Here is an 18542-nt window from a genome sequence, read left to right as displayed (position 1 = left end):
CGTTACACCGGCCCCTGCGGCACATCTGCAAAGCGCGTCAGCCAGACCACCGGACCAATGCTCGCAGCGACGATCAGCAGTGCGGCGAGTGCGCCCTCTTCGAAACTGCCGCGACTGGCATATTGGTAGATCGATGTCGCGAGCGTCTCGACGTTCAAGGGCCGCAGCAGCAGCGTCGCCGGCAGCTCCTTCAGGCAATCGACAAAGATCACGATGGCAGCGCCAAGCAGTGCAGGGCGCAGTAGCGGCAGTTGGATCACGCGCAGCGTGGTGATTGCCGGCGCGCCGGCGGCGCGGGCGCTGTCGTCGTAATCGACGGGGATGTGCTCGAAGCCGGCCTTGATGAAACCGGTCGGCACCGCCAGGAACCGGATCACATAGGCGATCACCACGGCGGCACCGGAGCCGACCATGACCAGCCCGGGTGATGCCAGACCGAGCCATCCGGCGAGCATGCTGAATCCATTATCGATGAACAGTACCGGCGTCAGCAGACCCAGCGCCAGCACCGTTCCGGGCAGCGCATAGCCGGTCTGGGCGACAGCGATCGACAGGTTGGTCAGCCGCGAAACACGCCAGCGCTGGGCGACGATCACCACAAGCCCGAGAAGCAACGCGGCTCCCGTGGCAATTGCGGCCAGTGCAATGGTGTGGCCGGCATCGCGCCAAACCGTCGTTTCGATCGACAGCAGGCCGCGGCGCAGGCTTTCGCGCAGCAGATAGAGCAAAGGCACGGTGAAGCCCAGTAGGGCGGGGATCAAGCAGGCGGTGAAGGCCAGCCAGCCTCGCAAGCCAGTCAGCGGTGTGCGCGGTGCCAGTCTCGGATTCTCCGATGAAAATTCGACGTTACCTTCGCGGCGCCCGAAACGCTCGATGGCGATCAGCACCGCGACGATGGCGAGCATGAACAATGACAGCTGCGCAGCACCGGCAAGACTGCCGCGATTGAGCCAGGTCGTGAAAACCGAGACGGTGAGCGTACGAATGCCCAGATATTCGCTGGCGCCGATATCGTTCAGCGTTTCCAGCGATACCAGCGCGAGACCGACGGCGAGGGCGGGCCGCGCCATCGGTAGCGAGACACGGCGGAACGTCGTCCAGCGATCCGCACCGAGTATCTTCGCGGCTTCAGCAAAATCGGCGCTGCGATGCTGGAACATCGCGCGGGCAGAGAGATAGACGTAAGGGTACAGCACGATGCCGATCACGAAGATGGCGCCATGCAGCGAACGCAGGCCCGGGAGCCACCTGATCGCGTCTGGCAACGACATTGTCGTTGCCAGCGTGCGATGGACGAGGCCCAGTGGCTCGAACAGGTCCACATAGACGTAAGCGGCGAGATAGGTCGGAATCGCGAGTGGCAGCGGCAAGAGCCAGAGCATGAGCGCGCGACCGGGGAAATCGTGCGCCGAGATCAGCCATGCGGTGCCGGCACCGACTGCCAGCGTGACGATACCGACGCCGAGCAGGAGGGCTGCCGTGTCGCGCAGCGCCTGTGGCAAAACATAGGCGATCAAATGCTGCCAAAGCTCTGGCTCCGGCTGCAGCGCGAGTAGCGCGATGCTGATCACGGGCACTGCCACGAGAAGTGCGGTGGCAGCGGCGATGATGGTCGCGGCGAGTTCGGTGCGGGAGAGGGTCACACTTCTTCCTCCCTTCTCCCCGGCGCGAAGCAGAGCTTCGCTAGGTGGGAGAAGGTGGCGCGGACGTAGTCCGCGACGGATGAGGGGGGCGGCTGGATTCGGAGTTTGCGGCTATTCCTCCCCCGTCCGCGCTCCGCGCTAATCACTTTCAATTATCGAACCCGACCTTGTCCACCAGCGTCGATGCGGCCTTGCGGTTCGCGGCAATCCTGGCGATGGGCATCGGATCGGCATTGAGCTTGCCATAGCCCGCGATGGTCGGATTCACAGTGATGCCGGCGCGTACCGGATATTCGTAGTTTGCGTCGGCATAGACCTGCTGGGCATGTTCCCCAACCAGCCATTCGATCAGCTTCATGGCATTGGCCTTGTTCGGCGCATGTTTGGCCAGCAAAACGCCGGACAGGTTTACATGGGTGCCGCCGCCTTCGAAGGTCGGCAGGATCACCTTGGTGGCTTCGGCCCATGGCTTCTTGTCGGGATCGGCATTCATCATCAGTGCCCAGTAATAGGTGTTGCCGATGCCGAGGTCGCATTTTCCGGCCGCGACGTCGCGGGCGGTCTCGCGGTCGCCGCCGGACGGCTTCTGTGCGAGATTGGCCTTCACGCCGCGCAGCCATTCTTCGGCCTTGGCCTCGCCGTGCTTGGCGACGTAGGCGGCGAACAGGCCGTTATTGTAGATGTGCTGGCCGGAGCGGATGCAGATCTTGCCCTTCCACTTCGGATCGGCGAGTTCTTCGTAGGTGATGGCGTCCTGCTTGACCCGATCCTTCGAGGCATAGATCACGCGGGCGCGCATCGAAATGCCCGCCCAGTGGCCGTCGGGATCGCGATATTGCGCCGGCACGATCTTCTCGATCACGTCGGATTTCATCGGCTGCGTCACGCCAGCCTGCACGGCTTCGTCGATGCGGCCGATATCCACAGTGAGCAGCACGTCAGCCGGGCTGTTGGCGCCCTCGGCCTTCATGCGCTGCTCAAGGCCGGAGCTGGCGGAGATCACATTGACCTTCACGCCGGTGTCCTTGGTGAAGGCCTCGAAGATCGGCTGCACCAGCTTGGTTTCGCGATAGGTATAGACATTGACCTCTTCGGCAGCCTGCAGCGCGGATGCACCGAGGGCAGCGAAAACGACGGCGGTAGCAAGGGCGTGATGCTTGATCATGAAATGGCTCCGGCAAGGGGCGATATGCGATGGCAACTGGAATAACGCAGAGGTCTTTCGGACGTCAGCGACGTAACGTCGCGCGGCCCACATATTAGACCTATTCCAGATTGATGGGACGGACCGCAGGCAGGCAACGACTTACCTGCGGTCCGCGGTCATGCACGGTTCTAGAAGCTGGCAGTTGCCGACAACCGGAATACTCGCGGCGAGCCAGGCGTGATGTTATTATTGCCGTCCGCAGTCGCGAAGTAGCGGTGGTCGAGCAGATTCTCGATGTTGAGCTGCGCGCGCCACATCTCGTTCAATTTGAAGAATACGGCTATGTCGACCCGGGTCCATTCGGGGAGCAGCACGGTGTTGTCTGACGACGCATAGAAATTGGTATAGTGGATGACGCCAACCGCGGCGGCCCACTGTGGCGTGAACTGGTACTTGTTCCAGAGCGAGAACGTATTGAGCGGCACCAGGCCGACGCGGTTGCCAGGAAGCACCGTTGTCGAGTTCGCGCCGGTGATCTGGGCGTCCGTATAGGCGTAGCCGCCCGTCACCTGCCACGCATCGGTGATGTAGCCGGCCAATGAGGCTTCGAAACCGCGGGTCTTGGTCGCGCCGCTGGTAATGAAAAAGCCGGCATTGTTCGGGTCCGCCAGACGCTGGTTGGTCCGGTTCAGATCGTAGACGGCGGTGGCGAATTGCAGGCGTGGATGGATATCCCACTTCAATCCGACTTCGTTGTTCACGAATTTCTCAGGCTCGGCGATTACGAGGCCTGGTGAGAGCGTGCTGAACTGGTCGCCCGAGCTCGGCAAGTAGGACACCGCATAGCTGTAATAGACCGAGACGTTATCGACCGGCTTCACGATCACACCGGCGCGCGGTGATACGAGGTCGTCGGTACGGGTCTGGACTACGCCGGTGCGGCGATCCCGCGACGACAGGTCGAAGTGGTCGAAGCGCAGGCCGCCGATCAGTTGCAGATAGCGGGTAATCTCGATCTGGTCCTGAACATAAAGAGCGCCGAGATTCAGATTGTAGGTGTTGTTGGCGTCTGTCGCGGTATTCCGGAAGGCGACCGGGTCAACCCGCGTCGGGTTCAGCGGATCAACGGGGAGGCTGGTCTGCGCCGTGTCGCCGTTGAAATAGCCGCTCTGCCGGAAGGCAAGCCCGCTCTGATTGCCGACCTCGCCGCCGAACATCACGGTGTGGCGGATCGGGCCAGTACTCACGCGATAGGTGAAGTCCGTCTGGTTGAATAGATTCTGGCGGTCGGTCTCGTTGTTATAGGCGCTGAGATTGACCGAGGTGCCGGGAAGGTTCACCGCGCCGCCCGGATAGACGTTCTGATAGAACTTCCGGTAGTCCGCGAATTGCGACGAGTTTTTCACGGTCAGTCCGTTCTCGAAATCATGCTCGATCACGGCATTGGCGATGTTGACGTCGGAAAGCGCATAGCTTGCATTCGGATTACCGAAATAGGTCGAGGAGGCGGTGTTGTAGGCGAATTGCGGCAGTGCCCCGCCCGGACGGACCTGCGAGGGGATGCCGCGATCGACCGTGCGGTTGTCGTGCAGATATTCGTAGCTCAGCTTGACCTTTGTGGTGTCGTTCGGCGCAAAGGTGACTGTTGGATTGAAGCCGTAACGTTCGAGATTGACGAAGTCGCGATAGCTATCGGTGTTCTCGTAAAAGGCGTTGAAGCGCACTGCGAGGTCCTGGGTGACGGCCTGGCCGATATCGACCGAGGTCCGGCCGCCCGGATACGAGCTGCCTCCGACCGTCACTTCGCGAATCGTCGTGCCGTCGGCTTCCTTGAGCACGCGGTTAACGACGCCGCCACCGCCGCCGCGGCCGAAGATCATCGCATTCGGCCCTTTCAGTACCTCAAGACGCTGCAGATTGTAGAAGTCGCGGAAATACTGCACGTCGTCGCGGATGCCGTTGGTGTAGAAATCGGCATTGCTGCGCTGGCCACGGATAACGAGGTCGTCGCGATGCGACTCACCCTGATGGTAGATCACGCCGGGCACATAGCGGACGGCTTCACCGATCGAAGTGAAGGCCTGATCCTTGATGAAATCCTTGGTCAGCACCGATACCGATTGCGGCACGTTGATCAACGGCGTGTTGGTCTTGGTGCCGCTCGAAATGTTCTGGGTGATATAGCCGGACTGTCCGGTACGGGCGTCCTGATTGCTGACCACGGGCGGCTGGCGAACCGGCTGCGGCGCAACGGGGCGCGTACGGGCGACGCGGCCGGAGGCGGTGCGCTGCGGCTGGGCGCGGCGCACGCGCGGCGCGCTGGGAGCGTCGACCTGCACCGGCGGCAATGTCGATGCGCCGGAATTCGCATTCTGCGCAATCGCCGGCTCTGCGATGCAAAATCCCGTCGCGATCATCGCCGCCGCGCTCGTCGAAATCAGAAAAGCCTTGCGCGCCGCCGTGCTGCGTCCCCCGATCGAAGTCCTGGAAGTCATTACTACGCCCCTGAAATATTCTCCGCTCATGCAGATGCCGGCGGTCCTTGTGCTTCTCCGGAAACACTTGGACACATCTGCAATCCGGAGTATTAGGCGCGAATTAGATGGCGTTTAGAATCCATCGAACTTCGAGGGATATGCCCAGGGGTGTGTGATCTTTGCACCAACAGGCGTCGAGCTAATTTGTAATCGTTCTAAACGAGGTGTGGCGTCCAGCCTGCGCCAAACTAATAGTCGCTGGACAAGCGCTGGTATTACCGATGCTTGGAGCAGGGGAATATCGGGATGCCTCCGATACTGTCTGAGACGCCGAGAGCTGGCTTTCCAAATTTGCCGTAGGCACGAGCACGAGATTGAATGATGCGCGTTCTACTGATCGAAGACGACGCCATGTTCGGCAAGGCTCTGGTGCGCGGCCTGAGCGAGAACGGCATGAGCGTCGACTGGGCGCGCAACGGTCGCGATGGTCTGGCAGCAATGGACCGGTCGGAATATGCGGTCGCCCTGATCGATATCGGTCTTCCCAGGATGTCCGGCCTGGACGTGCTCAAGGCGCAGCGGCAGTCCGGTATGACGACGCCGGCGCTCATCATCACCGCGCGGGATGGAGTGTCCGATATGGTGGCGGGTCTCGATCTCGGCGCAGACGATTACATCGTCAAGCCGTTTGAACTTCCGGTACTGCTCGCGCGCATACGCGCAGTCACGCGTCGCGCGAATGGTCGCGTGATATCGCTTATGACGTCCGCGGAGATCACGCTGGATCCATCGACCCAGGTGGCGACATTCCGCGACATCGAGCATCTGCTGTCTGTGCGTGAATTTGCAGTTCTTCATGCCTTGATGGAACGGCCCGGGCAAATATTGTCGCGCAGCCAGATCGAGAGTCGGATTTACGGCTGGGGCGAGGAAGTCCAGAGCAATGCGGTCGACGTGCTGATCCACGGACTGCGCAAGAAGTACGGTAAGGATATTGTCCGCAATGTCCGCGGAGCGGGCTGGATGGTCACGAAGGAGGGGGCATGACGTCGTTGCGGAAGACCGTGATGACGTATGTCACGGGTCTGCTGATGGTCGTCGGCGCAGCCGCATCGGTCACGTCCTATTATTTCGTCAAGTATGAGGTGAACAGCTTTCAGGACAACGCTCTTCACGAGGTCGCGCTCACGGCAGGCCAGGTGTTCAGGCATGATATCGAGCCGCGGATCGATGCCGAGCTGGAAGATCAACTGGTGATCCAGATCTGGGATCAGTCGAAACAGCCCATTCATCGTTCGGGCCCTTCGGTCGATATCCCGTTTCAGTCGGAACTCGGCTATGCCGACGTGACCGCGGGTGGGGAACGCTGGCGCGTGTTCCGGTCGCGCGATGCGACGCATGCGATCCAGGTCTCGCAGCGCTGGAGTGCTCGCGAGGAAGTTGCCGCCTATGCGGCCGCCGGCGCTGCGGTGCCGCTGATCGCCGCCATTCCGATCGCATGGCTGATGATCTGGTGGGTGGTGAAGCGCGTATTGTCCGGCCTTGGAACGCTGTCGGCGGATATCGGGCAGCGAAGTGCCGATGCGAAGGATGCACTTGGCCTGAAAGACGTGCCGGTCGAAGTCGCGCCGCTGGTGACAGCCATGAATTCCCTGATCGAACGACACCAAACGGCGCTGGAGACGCAGCGCCGTTTCGTGTCCGACGCGGCACATGAATTGCGGACACCGCTCGCCGCCCTCCAGATCCAGATTGATAACCTGCGATCGCGTGAACTCGATGCGCCTGAACGTGAGATCGCGCAGGATCTGCTCGACGGAATTAGAAGGGCCTCCTATTCGGTCAACCAGTTGATGACCATGGTTCGCGCCGATGCCGACATCGAACGCGAAGCCGAAGTCGTCGACGCGGAGGCCTTCGTGCGACTGGTGGTGTCAGGTTTTGTTTCCATCGCCGAGGCCAAGGGCGTCTCGCTCGAGATCGTGCCGGGGACGCGTGATGATCTGAATGTTCGTGCCGCCGATCTCCGGCTGATCGTCTCGAACCTGCTCGACAATGCGGTGCGTTATACGCGCTCCGGCGGCACGGTCAGCATCAAGGCTGCGCGCCGGGGAACGGATCTCGTCATCGAAGTGATCGACAGCGGATGTGGAATACCGGAATCCGCCGTGCCGTATCTCTACGACCGCTTCTTCCGTGCGGCGCCGATGGATATCGATGGCACAGGGCTTGGACTGGCGATTGCCCGGACGGCGGCGGATCGTAACGGTTTCCGTCTCGATATCGGAAATCGTAGCAACGCACAGGGCGTGAGAGCGGCTGTTTCGATTCCGCTCGGCAATGTTTTGAACGACGTCAGGCGGCCCGAAGCCGCGTAGGCGGGTTACGCATCGCCGTCGCCATCGCCAGGCAGTGCATGCCTCACGCACCACGTTGCTGCTCCATGTTGCGGCATTGACGTGGGGCGCGGACTTTATCGGCTTTGCCGTCTCATTCGGCCCGCTGCTGATCGGCTATCGCAAGCCACGCCGTTCCGACGCGGCGATGGCGCTCAGCCGCTGAAACCGGTGACGGCCAATCAGGCCTTCACCGCGGCATTCGAAAAGGCTACCTCGATCAGCGTGCCTGAACTCGGCGCGGTCTTGATCTGGAAGCGCGCATTGTTGGCTTCGACGAGCGCCTTGGTCAGCGACAGGCTGACACCCGAACTCTCCGATGATTGATCGGACGGGGTCGTACTCCGGAACGGCTCCATCGCGGCGGCGAGCTCGTTGTCGTTGAGGCCGTGACCGGTGTCGCGGACGCGTAGTACGATTTCACCGAGATCCGACAATGCGGTGGAGACGATCACCTGGCCGCCGGCATTGGCGAGATGGATCGAAGTGCCGATCAGGTTCAGCGTGATCTGCCGCAGCGCGCGGGCATCGGCAACGACCGTCGGGAGCAGATGCGCCAGCGAGGTGCGGATGATGATGCGGCCGCGATTGGCCTGCGGTTGCATGACCGCAACGCATTGTTCCACCATCTCGTTGAGGTTCTGCGTGGTGAAAGCGAGGTCGATCTTGCCGGTCTCGATGCGTGACAGATCGAGCAGGTCGTTGACGATGGCAATGACGCGCTCGCCCGAGGCGCGAATGTCTTTCATGTATTCGATATAGCGCTCGTTGCCGAGCGGGCCGAAACGCTGGTCGACCATCACTTCCGCGAAGCCGATGATGGCGTTCAGCGGCGTGCGGACTTCATGGCTGATCCGCGCCAGCACATCCGCCTTGGCGGTTGCCGCACGATCGGCCTGGCGGCGTGCATTCAACAGTTCGGTTTCGGTCTTCTTCGTCTGTGTGAGGTCGCGGAACACGGCAAAAAAGTTCGACCCATCGGAGCGTGTGCGGCCCATGGTCATCGACAGCGGCACGAGGCCGCCGGCGCGGACCTGGCCCAGGGCCTCGCGACCATGATCCATCAGGCTAGCCACGCCGGCTTCCTTGACGCTCTCGAGATAGTCCAGCACCACCCGGCGGCTTTCTGCTGCGAACAGGTCCGTCACATTGCGTTGCGTCAGCAATTCGCCGCTATAGCCGAACAGCGCCTCGGCGCTGCGATTGCAGGAATTGATGTTGCCTTCGGCGTCGAACATGATGACGCCTTCGGCCATCGTATCGAGGATCGTGGCGAGTTCTTCGGCGTCGATATGACCGCCGGGCAATGGCACATCCGCGACAGGTGCAGCTATTTCGGCAGGCTCCGCCCTAGGCGGAGAGAAAATCAGCGCGTGCGCTGGTTCGTTGTCCCATGAAATGGTGTACAGGCGCGCTTCGGCGGGCGCCATGCCGCCGGATTTGTCGCCGGCCGAGATTGTCACGGCGGTGCCATCATCGGAGGTGCTGGCCGTAGAAGAGACGTCAGCTCCGACATACAGCGCGTCGAGGCCACCCGCTTCCTCCAGCGCGTTCAGGGTCGGATAGTTCATGCGGGCGAGGAATGCGGGATTGGCAAACAGCAGGCGATCGAGCCGATAGATCAGAACGCCGACCGGCATCAGGTCGAGCAGGATCTTGTCGCGCATCATCTCGCCGCGCGGCGGCGCCGGTGGTGTTGTCAGCCACGCGGCCTGCGAAGTTGCACCGGCCGACGAGAATGAATCCTGCGCCGTCGCCGCATGATCATGCCCATCGTCTTCTGTGCTCTCCGGTTCGGACGTGTTTGTGTTCGTGATCAATCCCGTCTCCGACTCGAGCCGCGCCGACAATTGCCGCGCAAGCTCGTTGAAGGCGCTGTTCTCGACAGGCGTCAGTGCCGGCGATCTGGGATCGCCTGGTCGAAATGGCACGACGTTCTCGGGTGGTTGCACGGTGCTGTCCGGTGTGGTTGGCGGTGGTGTCTGTTCTGGTATCGGGTTGGTGGTGAGGGCAATCGGTTCATCGAGATTGTCGCCGACAGGGCCGGCCTGCGCGACATCGGCGGATAATGGTCGGGGCGGTGGGGCGCTGACGTGATCATGCCGACGTTGCTCGGCGAGCCGTGTCATTCCATCGAGGTCGCGGCAAACACCGAAACCGCGGTAGCCGGTGAAATTGCGCTCGCGATCGAACAGCGGCAGGCCAGAGAGTTCGACAGGCAGGCGGCCACCGCCATCTACCGGCCAGAGCAGCGTGATACCACTCCATGTCTGCTGCGTGGCCATCGCCTTGACGACGTGGCCATCGGGATCGAGATTGAACTCGGCTGTGAGATCGTTCCACTTGCGACCCAGACTTGCCGCTGTGTGCGGGCCGATCAGGTGGATGAACTCGTCAGAGTTCAGGGTGAAACGCTTCTCCGCATCGATTTGCCATACGAAACGGAGTGGTGTCGTGCGCGGTTCGATTCCCGGCAGCGCAACGGACGCAGGCTGGTCGGCAACCGCTTCGACGGCCGGCGACTGCGCATCAGTCGGTGCGTCGGTATGTGCGATGGTTTCGGCGATCACGTCTTCGAAATGCGCGGCGCGATCGGCATCGGTGTTGCCAGATTCGATCGGAGCGTCGATGTCGATGGTATGTTCGTTCAGGTGCGCCGCCTCGGGGGCCTGATCGAATTCGACGAACAACTCGCTTGGCTCTGCAGGAGCGCGCTGTGGTTCACCGCTGGCTTCCGGTTCTGCCGGAGCCTCGAGTTCTTCTTCGCGAGGCGCCGGATGGACAGCGCCCGGCGCGATCAGCGCGACCAGCCCGACGTCGGCGCCGCTGCCCACGCGTTGCAGCACCATGCGGCCGAAGCCGATCGGGGTTTCGATGCGGCCGTCCTTCAGCGCGCCGTCGCGTGCGTGATCGAGGCCGGCATCGGAGAGATTGCGAAAACCAAGCAGCGCCCGAGCCATTTCGTTGGCGCCGACGAACAGGCCGTCGCGTGCAAAGGCGGCGATCGGCGTGTCGATCCCCTCGACGAGGTTTTGCAGTCGTTCCACCAGCGGCATGCCGCGGCCACCGAGCGGCTCCACTGCGATCACGAGAATGCCATTGCCGCCATCGGGAAATTCAAGCTGCGAGCAGGCGCAGGTCATCAAGCTGCCCAGCGCCGCGCCGAAGCCGCGCAAGCGCTCCAGTCGCATCGTGCCATTGGCCGGCAGCCGCGAGCCCAGCAGGGCTATCTGGCGGCGATGGGTATCGGCGGGCCCGAAAGTCCTGGCAAACAGGTCCGCTGCATTACGGGCACCGAACAGCCGCGCGCCGACCGGATTGGCCCACAGCACGCGGGTGCCGTCGAGCGACCACAGCCAGACCGGCTGGTTGCTGGTGGCGTGCACTGCCAGCCGTGCATCGCCGACGCCCCGCAACTGAAAATCCGCATTGTTCATCGGCACTTCATGACTGACTCGTTGGGCGTCCGTCCGGTATCCGCGTCACAGATTACGGGCCAAACGATGACATCGTTAATATTTCGTTAGTATCGCCCGCGGCGGCACGCAGGTCCACGTCCGCCAGCCATTCCAGCAGGCTAAAGCAGCAATAACGTTAACCCGCTCCGAGGGTTCGCTATCCTACCGAACCGAAGGGCAGCGCCATGCGTTGGCAGTTGCAAAACAAAAACAAAGGTCCACGATGGGATTGGACGAGGACGGGACCGCCGCGTCACACCGGCGATGCCAAGCTCGGCTAGATTGCAGTGGTGACACGGGAGACGGGGCTGTGGACGGCTCCGTCAATGCACAATGGAGCGGGACATGACCGACCAATTCGAGATTCCGAAGGAAATGCGCGCAATGGCCGAAGCCAGCTTTGACCAGGCCAAGCAGGCATTCGAGAAGTTTCTTGCCAGTGCACAGAGCACGGCTTCGTCGATCGAAAATCGCGGTGAGACCGTGCGCGCCGGCGCCAAGGATGTCAGCACCAAGGCGATCGCCTATGCCGAAAAGAATGTCGCAGCGTCGCTGGATTATGCCCAGCAGTTGCTGCACGCCAAGGATCTTGGCGACGTCATGCGGCTCCACAGCGAATATGTGCAGTCACAGATGAAGTCGCTGGCGGAGCAGGCCAGCGAAATGGGCCAGATCATGAGCCGCGCTGCGATGGAAGCTGCGAAGCCCAAGACCTGATCGAACCCATGCGCTCTCCGTTTTGCTGGCCGTGATCGAGCGATCGCAAGTTCCATGACATGGGAGGCGCATGCGGGCCAGGGTCTCATGCGATTCTGCGGTGCAATATTCTGTTGCGTCGCACAATTCCGACATGATATTGCTGTAAGCACAATGGCGCATCGCTGATGGCGATGCCGCTCTGTTTCCCGCCAGTTGATGAAAGGCACCGATGCCTTCCGCAGCCTCCGCGGGTTTATTGGTTTCACCCCACCACGAAGGATGCACGTTATGGCCGAATCGACCGATCCGTTCTCATCTTCCGTTATTCCGTTCCAGGTGCCGGAGCAGGTCCGCGCTTTCGCCGAAAAGGGCGTTTCGCAGGCGCGCGAGGGCTACGCCAAGCTCAAGGACGCTGCCGAGACCCATAACAGCACGGTCGAAGCCGTGTTCGGCACGGCCTCCAAGGGCGCTGCCGAGTATTCGGCCAAGCTGCTCGACATTGCCAAGACCAACACCAATGCGGGCTTCGACTTCGCCCAGTCGCTGATCGGCGTGAAGTCGCCGTCCCAGGTGATGGAATTGTGGGCCGGTTTTGCGCGCAGCCAGCTCGAGACCTTTGCCGGTCAGACCAAGCAGCTCGCTGAACTCGGCCAGAAGATCGCCTCCGAGACCGCCGAACCGATCAAGACCGGCGCCTCGAAGCTGTTCCAGCCGGCCGCCTGAGCCGATTGCACCGTCAAATGACCGAAGCCCGGGCCGCAAGCCCGGGCTTTTGTTTGCGCCAAAAATCGCGCATCGCGGCCTTGCCAAAGTGATGCGTTGCACCTAGTTTCCCGCCTGTTCGGGACCCCCTGTTTTGGGGCCGGTCAAGGATGCAGTTGTAGCTCAGTTGGTTAGAGCGCCTGTTTGTGGAGCAGGAGGTCGCTGGTTCGAGGCCAGCCAACTGTACCATACAAATCAATCATTTAGCTGATGATAGCGGAGCCGCTGCTTTGGGTTGCGCAATGTCTGGCCGCTCGGGTCAGGCTGGTGACGTCGGAGCGGCGCTCAGATCATTCGGCGTGGCCACGATCTGCTCGGGGCTGCAGGATTTCCGCACATACGGCCCGCCCTCTGGCAACGCGACGTCGCAAATGCCGCGCGCTTCGGGCGGATCGTGGAACTCGATTGCCGTGGCCCCGTTGGCTTCCGAACGACAGGAGGCAATCATGATCGACACTGACATCAGCAATGCAGGTATTGCGGTGATGTGCGACATCGCGCGCGCCTCCGGGCTCAATCTCGATGCCGATAAACGCGCGGTGCTTGACGGGCTGATCGCCCAGGGCCTTGTCGAGGTAATCGATCAAGCCAAGCCGGCAGCGGGGCCGAAATTCGCGATCACGTCGAAAGGGCAACTGTTGCTCGACAAGCGCGGCGTTGGCGTCAACGAGGCCTGAGGCGGCCTCCTGCGTTGATCGCCTTCGCTACTATTTGCCTTTGCAGAGGACCTCGCTGACCCCGCTAAGAACTGCCTTGGTCCAGATCGCATAGCCGGCATCGTTCAGGTGAACGCCGTCGGTTGTGTATTTCGCTGGCATGGACGGGATGGTGACAAGGCTCGCGCCAGCATCGCCGGCGATGGTTGGCAGCAACGCGTTGTAGCTGTCGATCGTTTGATCGTTGATGCGAGTGCTTTCGGATTTGCCGGCTTCAACGGGCGTCACGGTCGCGATGGCCATTCGTGGGGCCGTGGATTTCAGCGCCGCGAGCAAAGCGAGATAGTTGGTGCTGTACAACTCGGCGCTCACAGGGACCGCAGCATCGTTGAGTCCGAGGGAGATAACGACCATGGCGGCCTGCTTCCCGCCAAGTGCTTTTGTCAGCATGGCGTCGAGACCGCTGGATGTGGTCGATCCGTCGATTCCGGCATTGACGATCGGCCGACCGCAGACTGCACGGGGGAAGGTTGCGCGCTGGACGATGCTGTCACCGAGGATGATGACGGGATCATCGACCTGTTTCAAAGCTGCCCTGATCAGCAACGGTCGTGGCGGAGTTGCGTCGTTGCCCTTTGGCCATGCCGCCCAGACGCACAATCCCACGAAGCCTACAATGCCAACACGGGTCCAGTTCACGATCGTGAACCGCCTGCGCAGGTTCGGAGCATTGCTTTTGTCTCACTGTTCATGCTGGACCGTCTCTCACGCGAGGCTGCGACGGGGCAAAGGTGTCGCGATGTCAGGGAGAAACTACAGGGCAGGCGCGAAGGCAAGCCCGATCGCTGCCGCGTCCGCCTTGCCAAGCGGGCAATCGTCTCCGACACTCCCGGGATAATGTGCAACCAGGGGGGCCTATGAAGGTACGTCCAGGAATTTTGAGCGGGTGGTTTGCCATGTCAGTCATGATGGGCGCGTCGTTCTTCGCGACGCCGTCACAAGCCTATACCCAGGATCAACAGCAGCTTTGCAGCGGCGATGCCTTTCGACTCTGCAGCGCAGCCATTCCCGATGTCGATCGCGTGACGGCCTGCATGGTCCAGAAGCGCGCGCAATTGAGCCCAGGCTGCGCGCAATTTTTCCGTGAGCCGGCAGCCCGGGCGACGCCGGTCAGCGCGCGCAGACCCGCTGCCAAATCGCGAAAGGCGAAGAGGCCGGCCAGCGCGAGTTGACCAATCATCGCTTTTGCTTCTGCTGATGTTCAGTAAGCAAGTCGCGGCGCATGTAGCGGCGTAATCTTGCCTGTCGGGGCGCAGCACCGCCGCCAATCGTGGCAAAAAAGTGAACCCGGGACAAATTGACACGTTGGATATCACGGCATGACGCAACATCTCTGGACGATGAGGAGAGTTATTTTGAGCGGTGAAACCAATATCGACTACAAGGCCGAGCTCAATCGGCACCTTGCCTGGTTCGAAACCAAACTTCCGCCCGGACCGGCTCGATTTGTAGGTTGGTTGCGCAAGCCCTCATCGAAGCTGGTTCGATTTCCGCTTGGTATTTTGCTCATTATCGGCGGGATTTTCAGCATTCTTCCAGTGCTTGGCCTCTGGATGTTGCCGCTCGGACTCATCCTCATTGCGCAGGATATCCCGCCGCTGGAAAAACCGGTGGCGCAATTTCTCGGCTGGCTTGAGCGTAAATGGATCGAACGTCAGCGTGCGAAAGGCATTGTTATCAGCGGCCCGGACTCAACACGTTCGAAAGACGCTGATAGCAAGATTTGACCGTCCAATTTGATACCAGAGTGCGACAAAGTGGCGGCAAGCGTACTACACCTCACTCATTTTGGGCCTGTTGCGCCGCACTGTGTGACTCAAAAACCAACATTCCAAACAAATCAGGCACATATCCTTGAAATGCGCCTAAATATGACTTTAACGAATCAGCAGACTGATTCATTTTCGCCTCCTGGGGTCAATCTGGAGGCCAACATATGAACGTCATAGTTTTCGCATCGCGTAAAGGCGGTTCAGGGAAGAGTACCTTGGCTGCACATCTTGCTGCTCAGGTTCATAAATCCACCAAGCCTTGCTTGCTCATCGACGCAGATCCGCAAGGTTCGCTGACGCTGTGGCACAAGCTGCGGGGCACAAATGAACCACCGCTGAAGAGCGCAAATCGCAGCGTGACCGAAATGGTTGCCGCAGCGAAGCGTGACGGTTTCGAATGGGTGTTCATCGACACGCCGCCGAATACATCGGCTGTAGTCGACGATGCCATCAAGAACGCAACCATGGTGATCATCCCTGCGCGCCCCGGCGTGTTCGACGTCGACGCGGTGCAGGCTACGATTCAGAGTTGCCGCTCCGCCCGCAAGCCCTATGCGGTTGTCATCAACGGTGCACCCGCACGCCGTGACGATTCCGAAAGCCGTATCGTGGCAATCGCCCGCGAAGCACTCGCCAAGTTCAAGGCTCCGGTGTGGTCGGGTCAGATCACCAACCGCGCAGATCTCCTGCTCGCACTCGGCGAGGGCGAGGGTGCCCGTGAATATCAGGCAGAAGGTCGCGCAGCTGGCGAGATCGGGAAGCTGTGGGCGGCGATCGAACGTTCGATCAAGGCTATTCGCGGCAACGGATCGGCGACCGGCGCGATGCACAAGCAGGCGGCCTGATAGCCGTTCTGCTCTGTTGATCCCAGAAAAAACGCGCGAGACATTCGCGCGTTTTTTGTTGTTGGTGTGATTGCGACGGTGGGGTGTTCACGCCTATGCTGAAATAGCGATATCTCCGGCGGGCGAGGTCATCCCTTGGGTGACTTCAAGGAAGTTGTCTATGTCGGCCGGACGGCCGAGCAGATAGCCCTGCACCTCGTCGCATTTCTCGTCGCGCAGGAATGCGAACTCCGCTTCGGTTTCCACGCCTTCGGCGAGGACCGGCAGTCCAAGCCCGCGGCCGAGGCCGAGGACGGCGCGCACGATGGCCGCTGCCTGGCTGTTCGTATTGACCGACTTGATGAACGATCCATCGATCTTGATCTTGTCGAACGGGAATGCCCGCAGGTTCGACAGCGACGAATAGCCGGTGCCGAAATCATCCATGGCGATGTGAACGCCAAGCGCCTTGATACGGCGTAGCGTCAGCAGTGCGCGATCGAAGTCGCGGACCAGCGCGGTCTCGGTGATCTCCAGTTCCAAGCGGCTCGCCAGCAGGCCGGTTTCCAGCAAGATCTCATGAACGGTCGTGACAAAACTATCGTGATAGATCTGAACCGCTGAGACATTGACCGCAATGGTCAACGGCTGCTTCCAGGTCGCGGCTTCACGGCAGGCAGCGCGAAGCACCCATTCGCCGATCTCGAGAATGGCGCCGGTGTCTTCCGCGATCGGAATGAAAATGTCGGGCCGAATATTGCCGCGAACAGGATGGTTCCAGCGCAGCAACGCCTCGAAGCCGATCACGCGACCCGACTCCATGGTGCCCTGAGGCTGATAGACCACTTTCAACTGATTGGCGTCGATAGCGTTGCGCAGGTCGTGTTCGAGCAGCCGGCGATCGCGCACGGCTTCCCCCATTGCAGGTTCGAAGAAACGCCAGGCCGCGCGGCCTTCGGATTTGGCGCGGTAGAGCGCGGTGTCGGCACAGGCGAGCAATGTATTACGGTCGCTGGAGTCGTTGGGATAGAGCGCAATGCCGACGCTGGTGGTGACGCTGCCGAGTTCGAGGGTGGCATCCTTGCACCGGAATGCTTCCAGTATTCTGTCGGCGAATTGACTCGCAGTTGCGGGCGAGGTCAGGTTCGGCAAGAGAATGGCAAACTCGTCGCCGCCAAGACGCGCCATCATCTCGCCTTCGCCAAGCAGTGCGGTGATGCGCGCCGTTACGCTCTTGAGGACCTTGTCGCCAGCGGCGTGGCCGAACAGGTCATTGACTTGTTTGAACTGATCGAGATCCAGCGCGAGCACGGCGAGCGAGCGGCCCTTGGATAGTGTCGCAATCTCCTGATCGATGCGATCATGGAACGTGCCGCGATTGGGTAGTCCGGTCAGGGAATCGTAATGGGCGAGATAGCGGATGTGCTGCTCGGCCTGTTTGCGTTCGCGAAGGTCACGTACGGCGATGACCTGATGTGGCGTCCCCGCAAAGTCGATTCCACGCAGGATCAACTCAACCGGGATCGTCTTGCCGTTGCGCTGCCGCAGGCTCGCTTCCACCGATTTGTCCGGCTGGCTCATGATACGAGTTCGCATCGCTCCATCGGGGAAGCAGTGCTCGAGCCGTTTTCCGATCAGGAAGTCAGCAGGCGATCCCGCCAACGCGGCGAAGGACGTATTGACCGTGACGATGGTCTCGCCGTCGCAGACCAGTAGACCTTCGACGGCAGCATTGGCGAGACCAAGCATGCGGTCGGCTTCGAGATCGGAGCGGCGGCGATCACGGATATCCAGCACGATACCGGCCAGCGCCAGGCCAATGATGGCGAAGCTGATCAATGAGACGCCAAGCGCGAGCCATCCGGCAGGAATGGTCAGCGGCGAGACGGAGATGGCCGGATCAGGGATGATCGTAACCGCGCTCATGGCGGTGAAATGGTGGCTGCAGATTGCGAGCGTCAGCAGCAACGCGCCGCCGATCTTTCGGCGCAGGGTGGTTCCATGCAGCCCTACCGGAAGCGCGATCGCACCGAGCACGCCCCCCAATACGATCGAGACGATGACGAGCGTTATGTCCCAGTGAATGCGGGCCTGAAGTTCGAAGGCGGCCATGCCGATGTAATGCATTGCCGCGATGCCGCCCCCGACGATGGCGCCGCCGATCCATGCGCCGGCGCGGAAGTTCGGGATCAGCGACAGGGCAAGGCCGGCGCCGGTCAGCAGCAGCGCGGCGATCAGCGAGACGACCGTGAGTACGATATTGTAGCCGCTCGGCATCCCCGGCGAGAACGCCAGCATCGCCACGAAATGCGTGGCCCAGATGCCGAAGCCCGTGGAGATCGCCGATACCGCGAGCCAGACGAGGCGCATCTGGCCTGTGGCGCTTCGCGCATGACGGAGCAGGTTGATTGCAGCGAGGGACGCGATGGTGCAGATCATGGCCGCGAGTCCGACGAGCCGGAAATCGTGGGCATTGGCGATGCAGTTATAGATTGTAAGCATGTACAGGTACCGCGCGCGGGGACTACCGCAATTGCGCGGGACGTTAGATACAAGTACGTAAAGACACGTAAATACCGATGCTTGGTGTTCTCATGCGCCCGCCGCGCATGTTTAGCCCGTCGTAAATTATTCGAATATCCGCGAGT

The 18542-nt window shown here is 61.2% G+C and carries 15 protein-coding genes and 1 tRNA gene; 9 read left to right on the top strand and 7 right to left on the bottom strand.

Annotated features, from left to right (window positions below; all coding sequences use genetic code 11):
* Positions 1–2: 2 nt before the first annotated feature.
* The 3 genes from AC1RLZ_RS18455 to AC1RLZ_RS18445 all read right to left on the bottom strand — a co-directional run bounded on the left by AC1RLZ_RS18455 (position 3) and on the right by AC1RLZ_RS18445 (position 5285).
* Positions 3–1643 (bottom strand): ABC transporter permease, encoded by a 1641-nt coding sequence (locus AC1RLZ_RS18455; RefSeq protein ID WP_493189801.1) that lies wholly within the window; start codon positions 1641–1643, stop codon positions 3–5.
* 148 nt (positions 1644–1791) lie between these two features.
* A complete protein-coding gene (locus tag AC1RLZ_RS18450; RefSeq protein ID WP_493189800.1) occupies positions 1792–2808 on the bottom strand; it encodes a Fe(3+) ABC transporter substrate-binding protein in 1017 nt (338 codons plus the stop codon).
* Between the two features lie 170 nt (positions 2809–2978).
* Entirely contained in the window at positions 2979–5285 is a 2307-nt protein-coding gene (locus AC1RLZ_RS18445; RefSeq protein WP_493189799.1) for a TonB-dependent receptor, read from the bottom strand.
* Positions 5286–5648: 363 nt separating this feature from the next.
* Between AC1RLZ_RS18445 and AC1RLZ_RS18440 the strand changes: the two genes are divergently transcribed.
* From AC1RLZ_RS18440 to AC1RLZ_RS18430, 3 genes are read left to right on the top strand one after another with little or no spacing between them, the layout of a single operon-like run.
* Positions 5649–6314, top strand: a complete 666-nt coding sequence (locus AC1RLZ_RS18440; RefSeq protein WP_493189860.1) for a response regulator transcription factor — start codon at positions 5649–5651, stop codon at positions 6312–6314.
* Positions 6311–7645, top strand: coding sequence for an ATP-binding protein (locus AC1RLZ_RS18435; protein WP_493189798.1), 1335 nt, complete (start codon positions 6311–6313; stop codon positions 7643–7645). Before AC1RLZ_RS18440 ends, AC1RLZ_RS18435 begins: the two co-directional genes overlap by 4 nt.
* A gap of 34 nt (positions 7646–7679) precedes the next feature.
* Positions 7680–7829 carry a hypothetical protein gene (locus AC1RLZ_RS18430; RefSeq protein WP_493189797.1) on the top strand — a complete coding sequence of 50 codons (150 nt, stop codon included), beginning with the start codon at positions 7680–7682 and terminating at the stop codon, positions 7827–7829.
* Positions 7830–7845: 16 nt separating this feature from the next.
* On the opposite strand, the gene AC1RLZ_RS18425 is transcribed toward AC1RLZ_RS18430, so the two are convergent.
* On the bottom strand, positions 7846–11100 hold the full coding sequence (locus tag AC1RLZ_RS18425) for a PAS domain-containing protein (protein WP_493189796.1): 3255 nt from the start codon (positions 11098–11100) through the stop codon (positions 7846–7848).
* A gap of 366 nt (positions 11101–11466) precedes the next feature.
* On the opposite strand from AC1RLZ_RS18425, the gene AC1RLZ_RS18420 reads away from it, so the two are divergent.
* The 4 genes from AC1RLZ_RS18420 (at position 11467) to AC1RLZ_RS18405 (ending at position 13259) form a co-directional block, all read left to right on the top strand.
* Positions 11467–11838, top strand: a complete 372-nt coding sequence (locus tag AC1RLZ_RS18420) for a phasin (protein ID WP_493189795.1) — start codon at positions 11467–11469, stop codon at positions 11836–11838.
* Positions 11839–12108: 270 nt separating this feature from the next.
* Positions 12109–12543 carry a phasin gene (locus AC1RLZ_RS18415; RefSeq protein ID WP_493189794.1) on the top strand — a complete coding sequence of 145 codons (435 nt, stop codon included), beginning with the start codon at positions 12109–12111 and terminating at the stop codon, positions 12541–12543.
* 151 nt (positions 12544–12694) lie between these two features.
* Positions 12695–12771, top strand: a tRNA-His gene (locus tag AC1RLZ_RS18410).
* A 257-nt stretch (positions 12772–13028) separates the two neighbouring features.
* On the top strand, positions 13029–13259 hold the full coding sequence (locus tag AC1RLZ_RS18405) for a hypothetical protein (RefSeq protein ID WP_493189793.1): 231 nt from the start codon (positions 13029–13031) through the stop codon (positions 13257–13259).
* A 30-nt stretch (positions 13260–13289) separates the two neighbouring features.
* Here AC1RLZ_RS18405 and AC1RLZ_RS18400 read toward each other — a convergent pair whose 3' ends face one another.
* Positions 13290–13937 carry an SGNH/GDSL hydrolase family protein gene (locus AC1RLZ_RS18400; protein WP_493189792.1) on the bottom strand — a complete coding sequence of 216 codons (648 nt, stop codon included), beginning with the start codon at positions 13935–13937 and terminating at the stop codon, positions 13290–13292.
* A gap of 680 nt (positions 13938–14617) precedes the next feature.
* Here AC1RLZ_RS18400 and AC1RLZ_RS18395 point away from each other — a divergent pair.
* Positions 14618–15025, top strand: a complete 408-nt coding sequence (locus AC1RLZ_RS18395) for a hypothetical protein (protein ID WP_493189791.1) — start codon at positions 14618–14620, stop codon at positions 15023–15025.
* Between the two features lie 52 nt (positions 15026–15077).
* On the opposite strand, the gene AC1RLZ_RS18390 is transcribed toward AC1RLZ_RS18395, so the two are convergent.
* Positions 15078–15200, bottom strand: a complete 123-nt coding sequence (locus AC1RLZ_RS18390) for a hypothetical protein (RefSeq protein ID WP_371421056.1) — start codon at positions 15198–15200, stop codon at positions 15078–15080.
* Positions 15201–15234: 34 nt separating this feature from the next.
* Here AC1RLZ_RS18390 and AC1RLZ_RS18385 point away from each other — a divergent pair, with 34 nt between their 5' ends.
* Complete coding sequence (locus AC1RLZ_RS18385; RefSeq protein ID WP_371421055.1) at positions 15235–15915, top strand: AAA family ATPase; 681 nt, start codon at positions 15235–15237, stop codon at positions 15913–15915.
* Positions 15916–16008: 93 nt separating this feature from the next.
* On the opposite strand, the gene AC1RLZ_RS18380 is transcribed toward AC1RLZ_RS18385, so the two are convergent.
* Entirely contained in the window at positions 16009–18396 is a 2388-nt protein-coding gene (locus AC1RLZ_RS18380; protein WP_493189790.1) for a bifunctional diguanylate cyclase/phosphodiesterase, read from the bottom strand.
* Between the last annotated feature and the right edge of the window lie 146 nt (positions 18397–18542).

The organism is Tardiphaga sp. GW822-FHT04G09 (genome assembly GCF_058800725.1).
This window is presented reverse-complemented; position numbering and strand designations above follow the sequence as displayed.

What these genes read in the sequence shown, in the direction of transcription:
- AC1RLZ_RS18450 (WP_493189800.1), bottom strand. Translation starts at nt 2,808, where the DNA reads ATGATCAAGCATCACGCCCTTGCTACCGCCGTCGTTTTCGCTGCCCTC.
- AC1RLZ_RS18445 (WP_493189799.1), bottom strand. Translation starts at nt 5,285, where the DNA reads ATGACTTCCAGGACTTCGATCGGGGGACGCAGCACGGCGGCGCGCAAG.
- AC1RLZ_RS18440 (WP_493189860.1), top strand. Translation starts at nt 5,649, where the DNA reads ATGCGCGTTCTACTGATCGAAGACGACGCCATGTTCGGCAAGGCTCTG.
- AC1RLZ_RS18435 (WP_493189798.1), top strand. Translation starts at nt 6,311, where the DNA reads ATGACGTCGTTGCGGAAGACCGTGATGACGTATGTCACGGGTCTGCTG.
- AC1RLZ_RS18425 (WP_493189796.1), bottom strand. Translation starts at nt 11,100, where the DNA reads ATGAACAATGCGGATTTTCAGTTGCGGGGCGTCGGCGATGCACGGCTG.
- AC1RLZ_RS18420 (WP_493189795.1), top strand. Translation starts at nt 11,467, where the DNA reads ATGACCGACCAATTCGAGATTCCGAAGGAAATGCGCGCAATGGCCGAA.
- AC1RLZ_RS18415 (WP_493189794.1), top strand. Translation starts at nt 12,109, where the DNA reads ATGGCCGAATCGACCGATCCGTTCTCATCTTCCGTTATTCCGTTCCAG.
- AC1RLZ_RS18405 (WP_493189793.1), top strand. Translation starts at nt 13,029, where the DNA reads ATGATCGACACTGACATCAGCAATGCAGGTATTGCGGTGATGTGCGAC.
- AC1RLZ_RS18395 (WP_493189791.1), top strand. Translation starts at nt 14,618, where the DNA reads ATGACGCAACATCTCTGGACGATGAGGAGAGTTATTTTGAGCGGTGAA.
- AC1RLZ_RS18390 (WP_371421056.1), bottom strand. Translation starts at nt 15,200, where the DNA reads ATGAATCAGTCTGCTGATTCGTTAAAGTCATATTTAGGCGCATTTCAA.
- AC1RLZ_RS18385 (WP_371421055.1), top strand. Translation starts at nt 15,235, where the DNA reads ATGAACGTCATAGTTTTCGCATCGCGTAAAGGCGGTTCAGGGAAGAGT.
- AC1RLZ_RS18380 (WP_493189790.1), bottom strand. Translation starts at nt 18,396, where the DNA reads ATGCTTACAATCTATAACTGCATCGCCAATGCCCACGATTTCCGGCTC.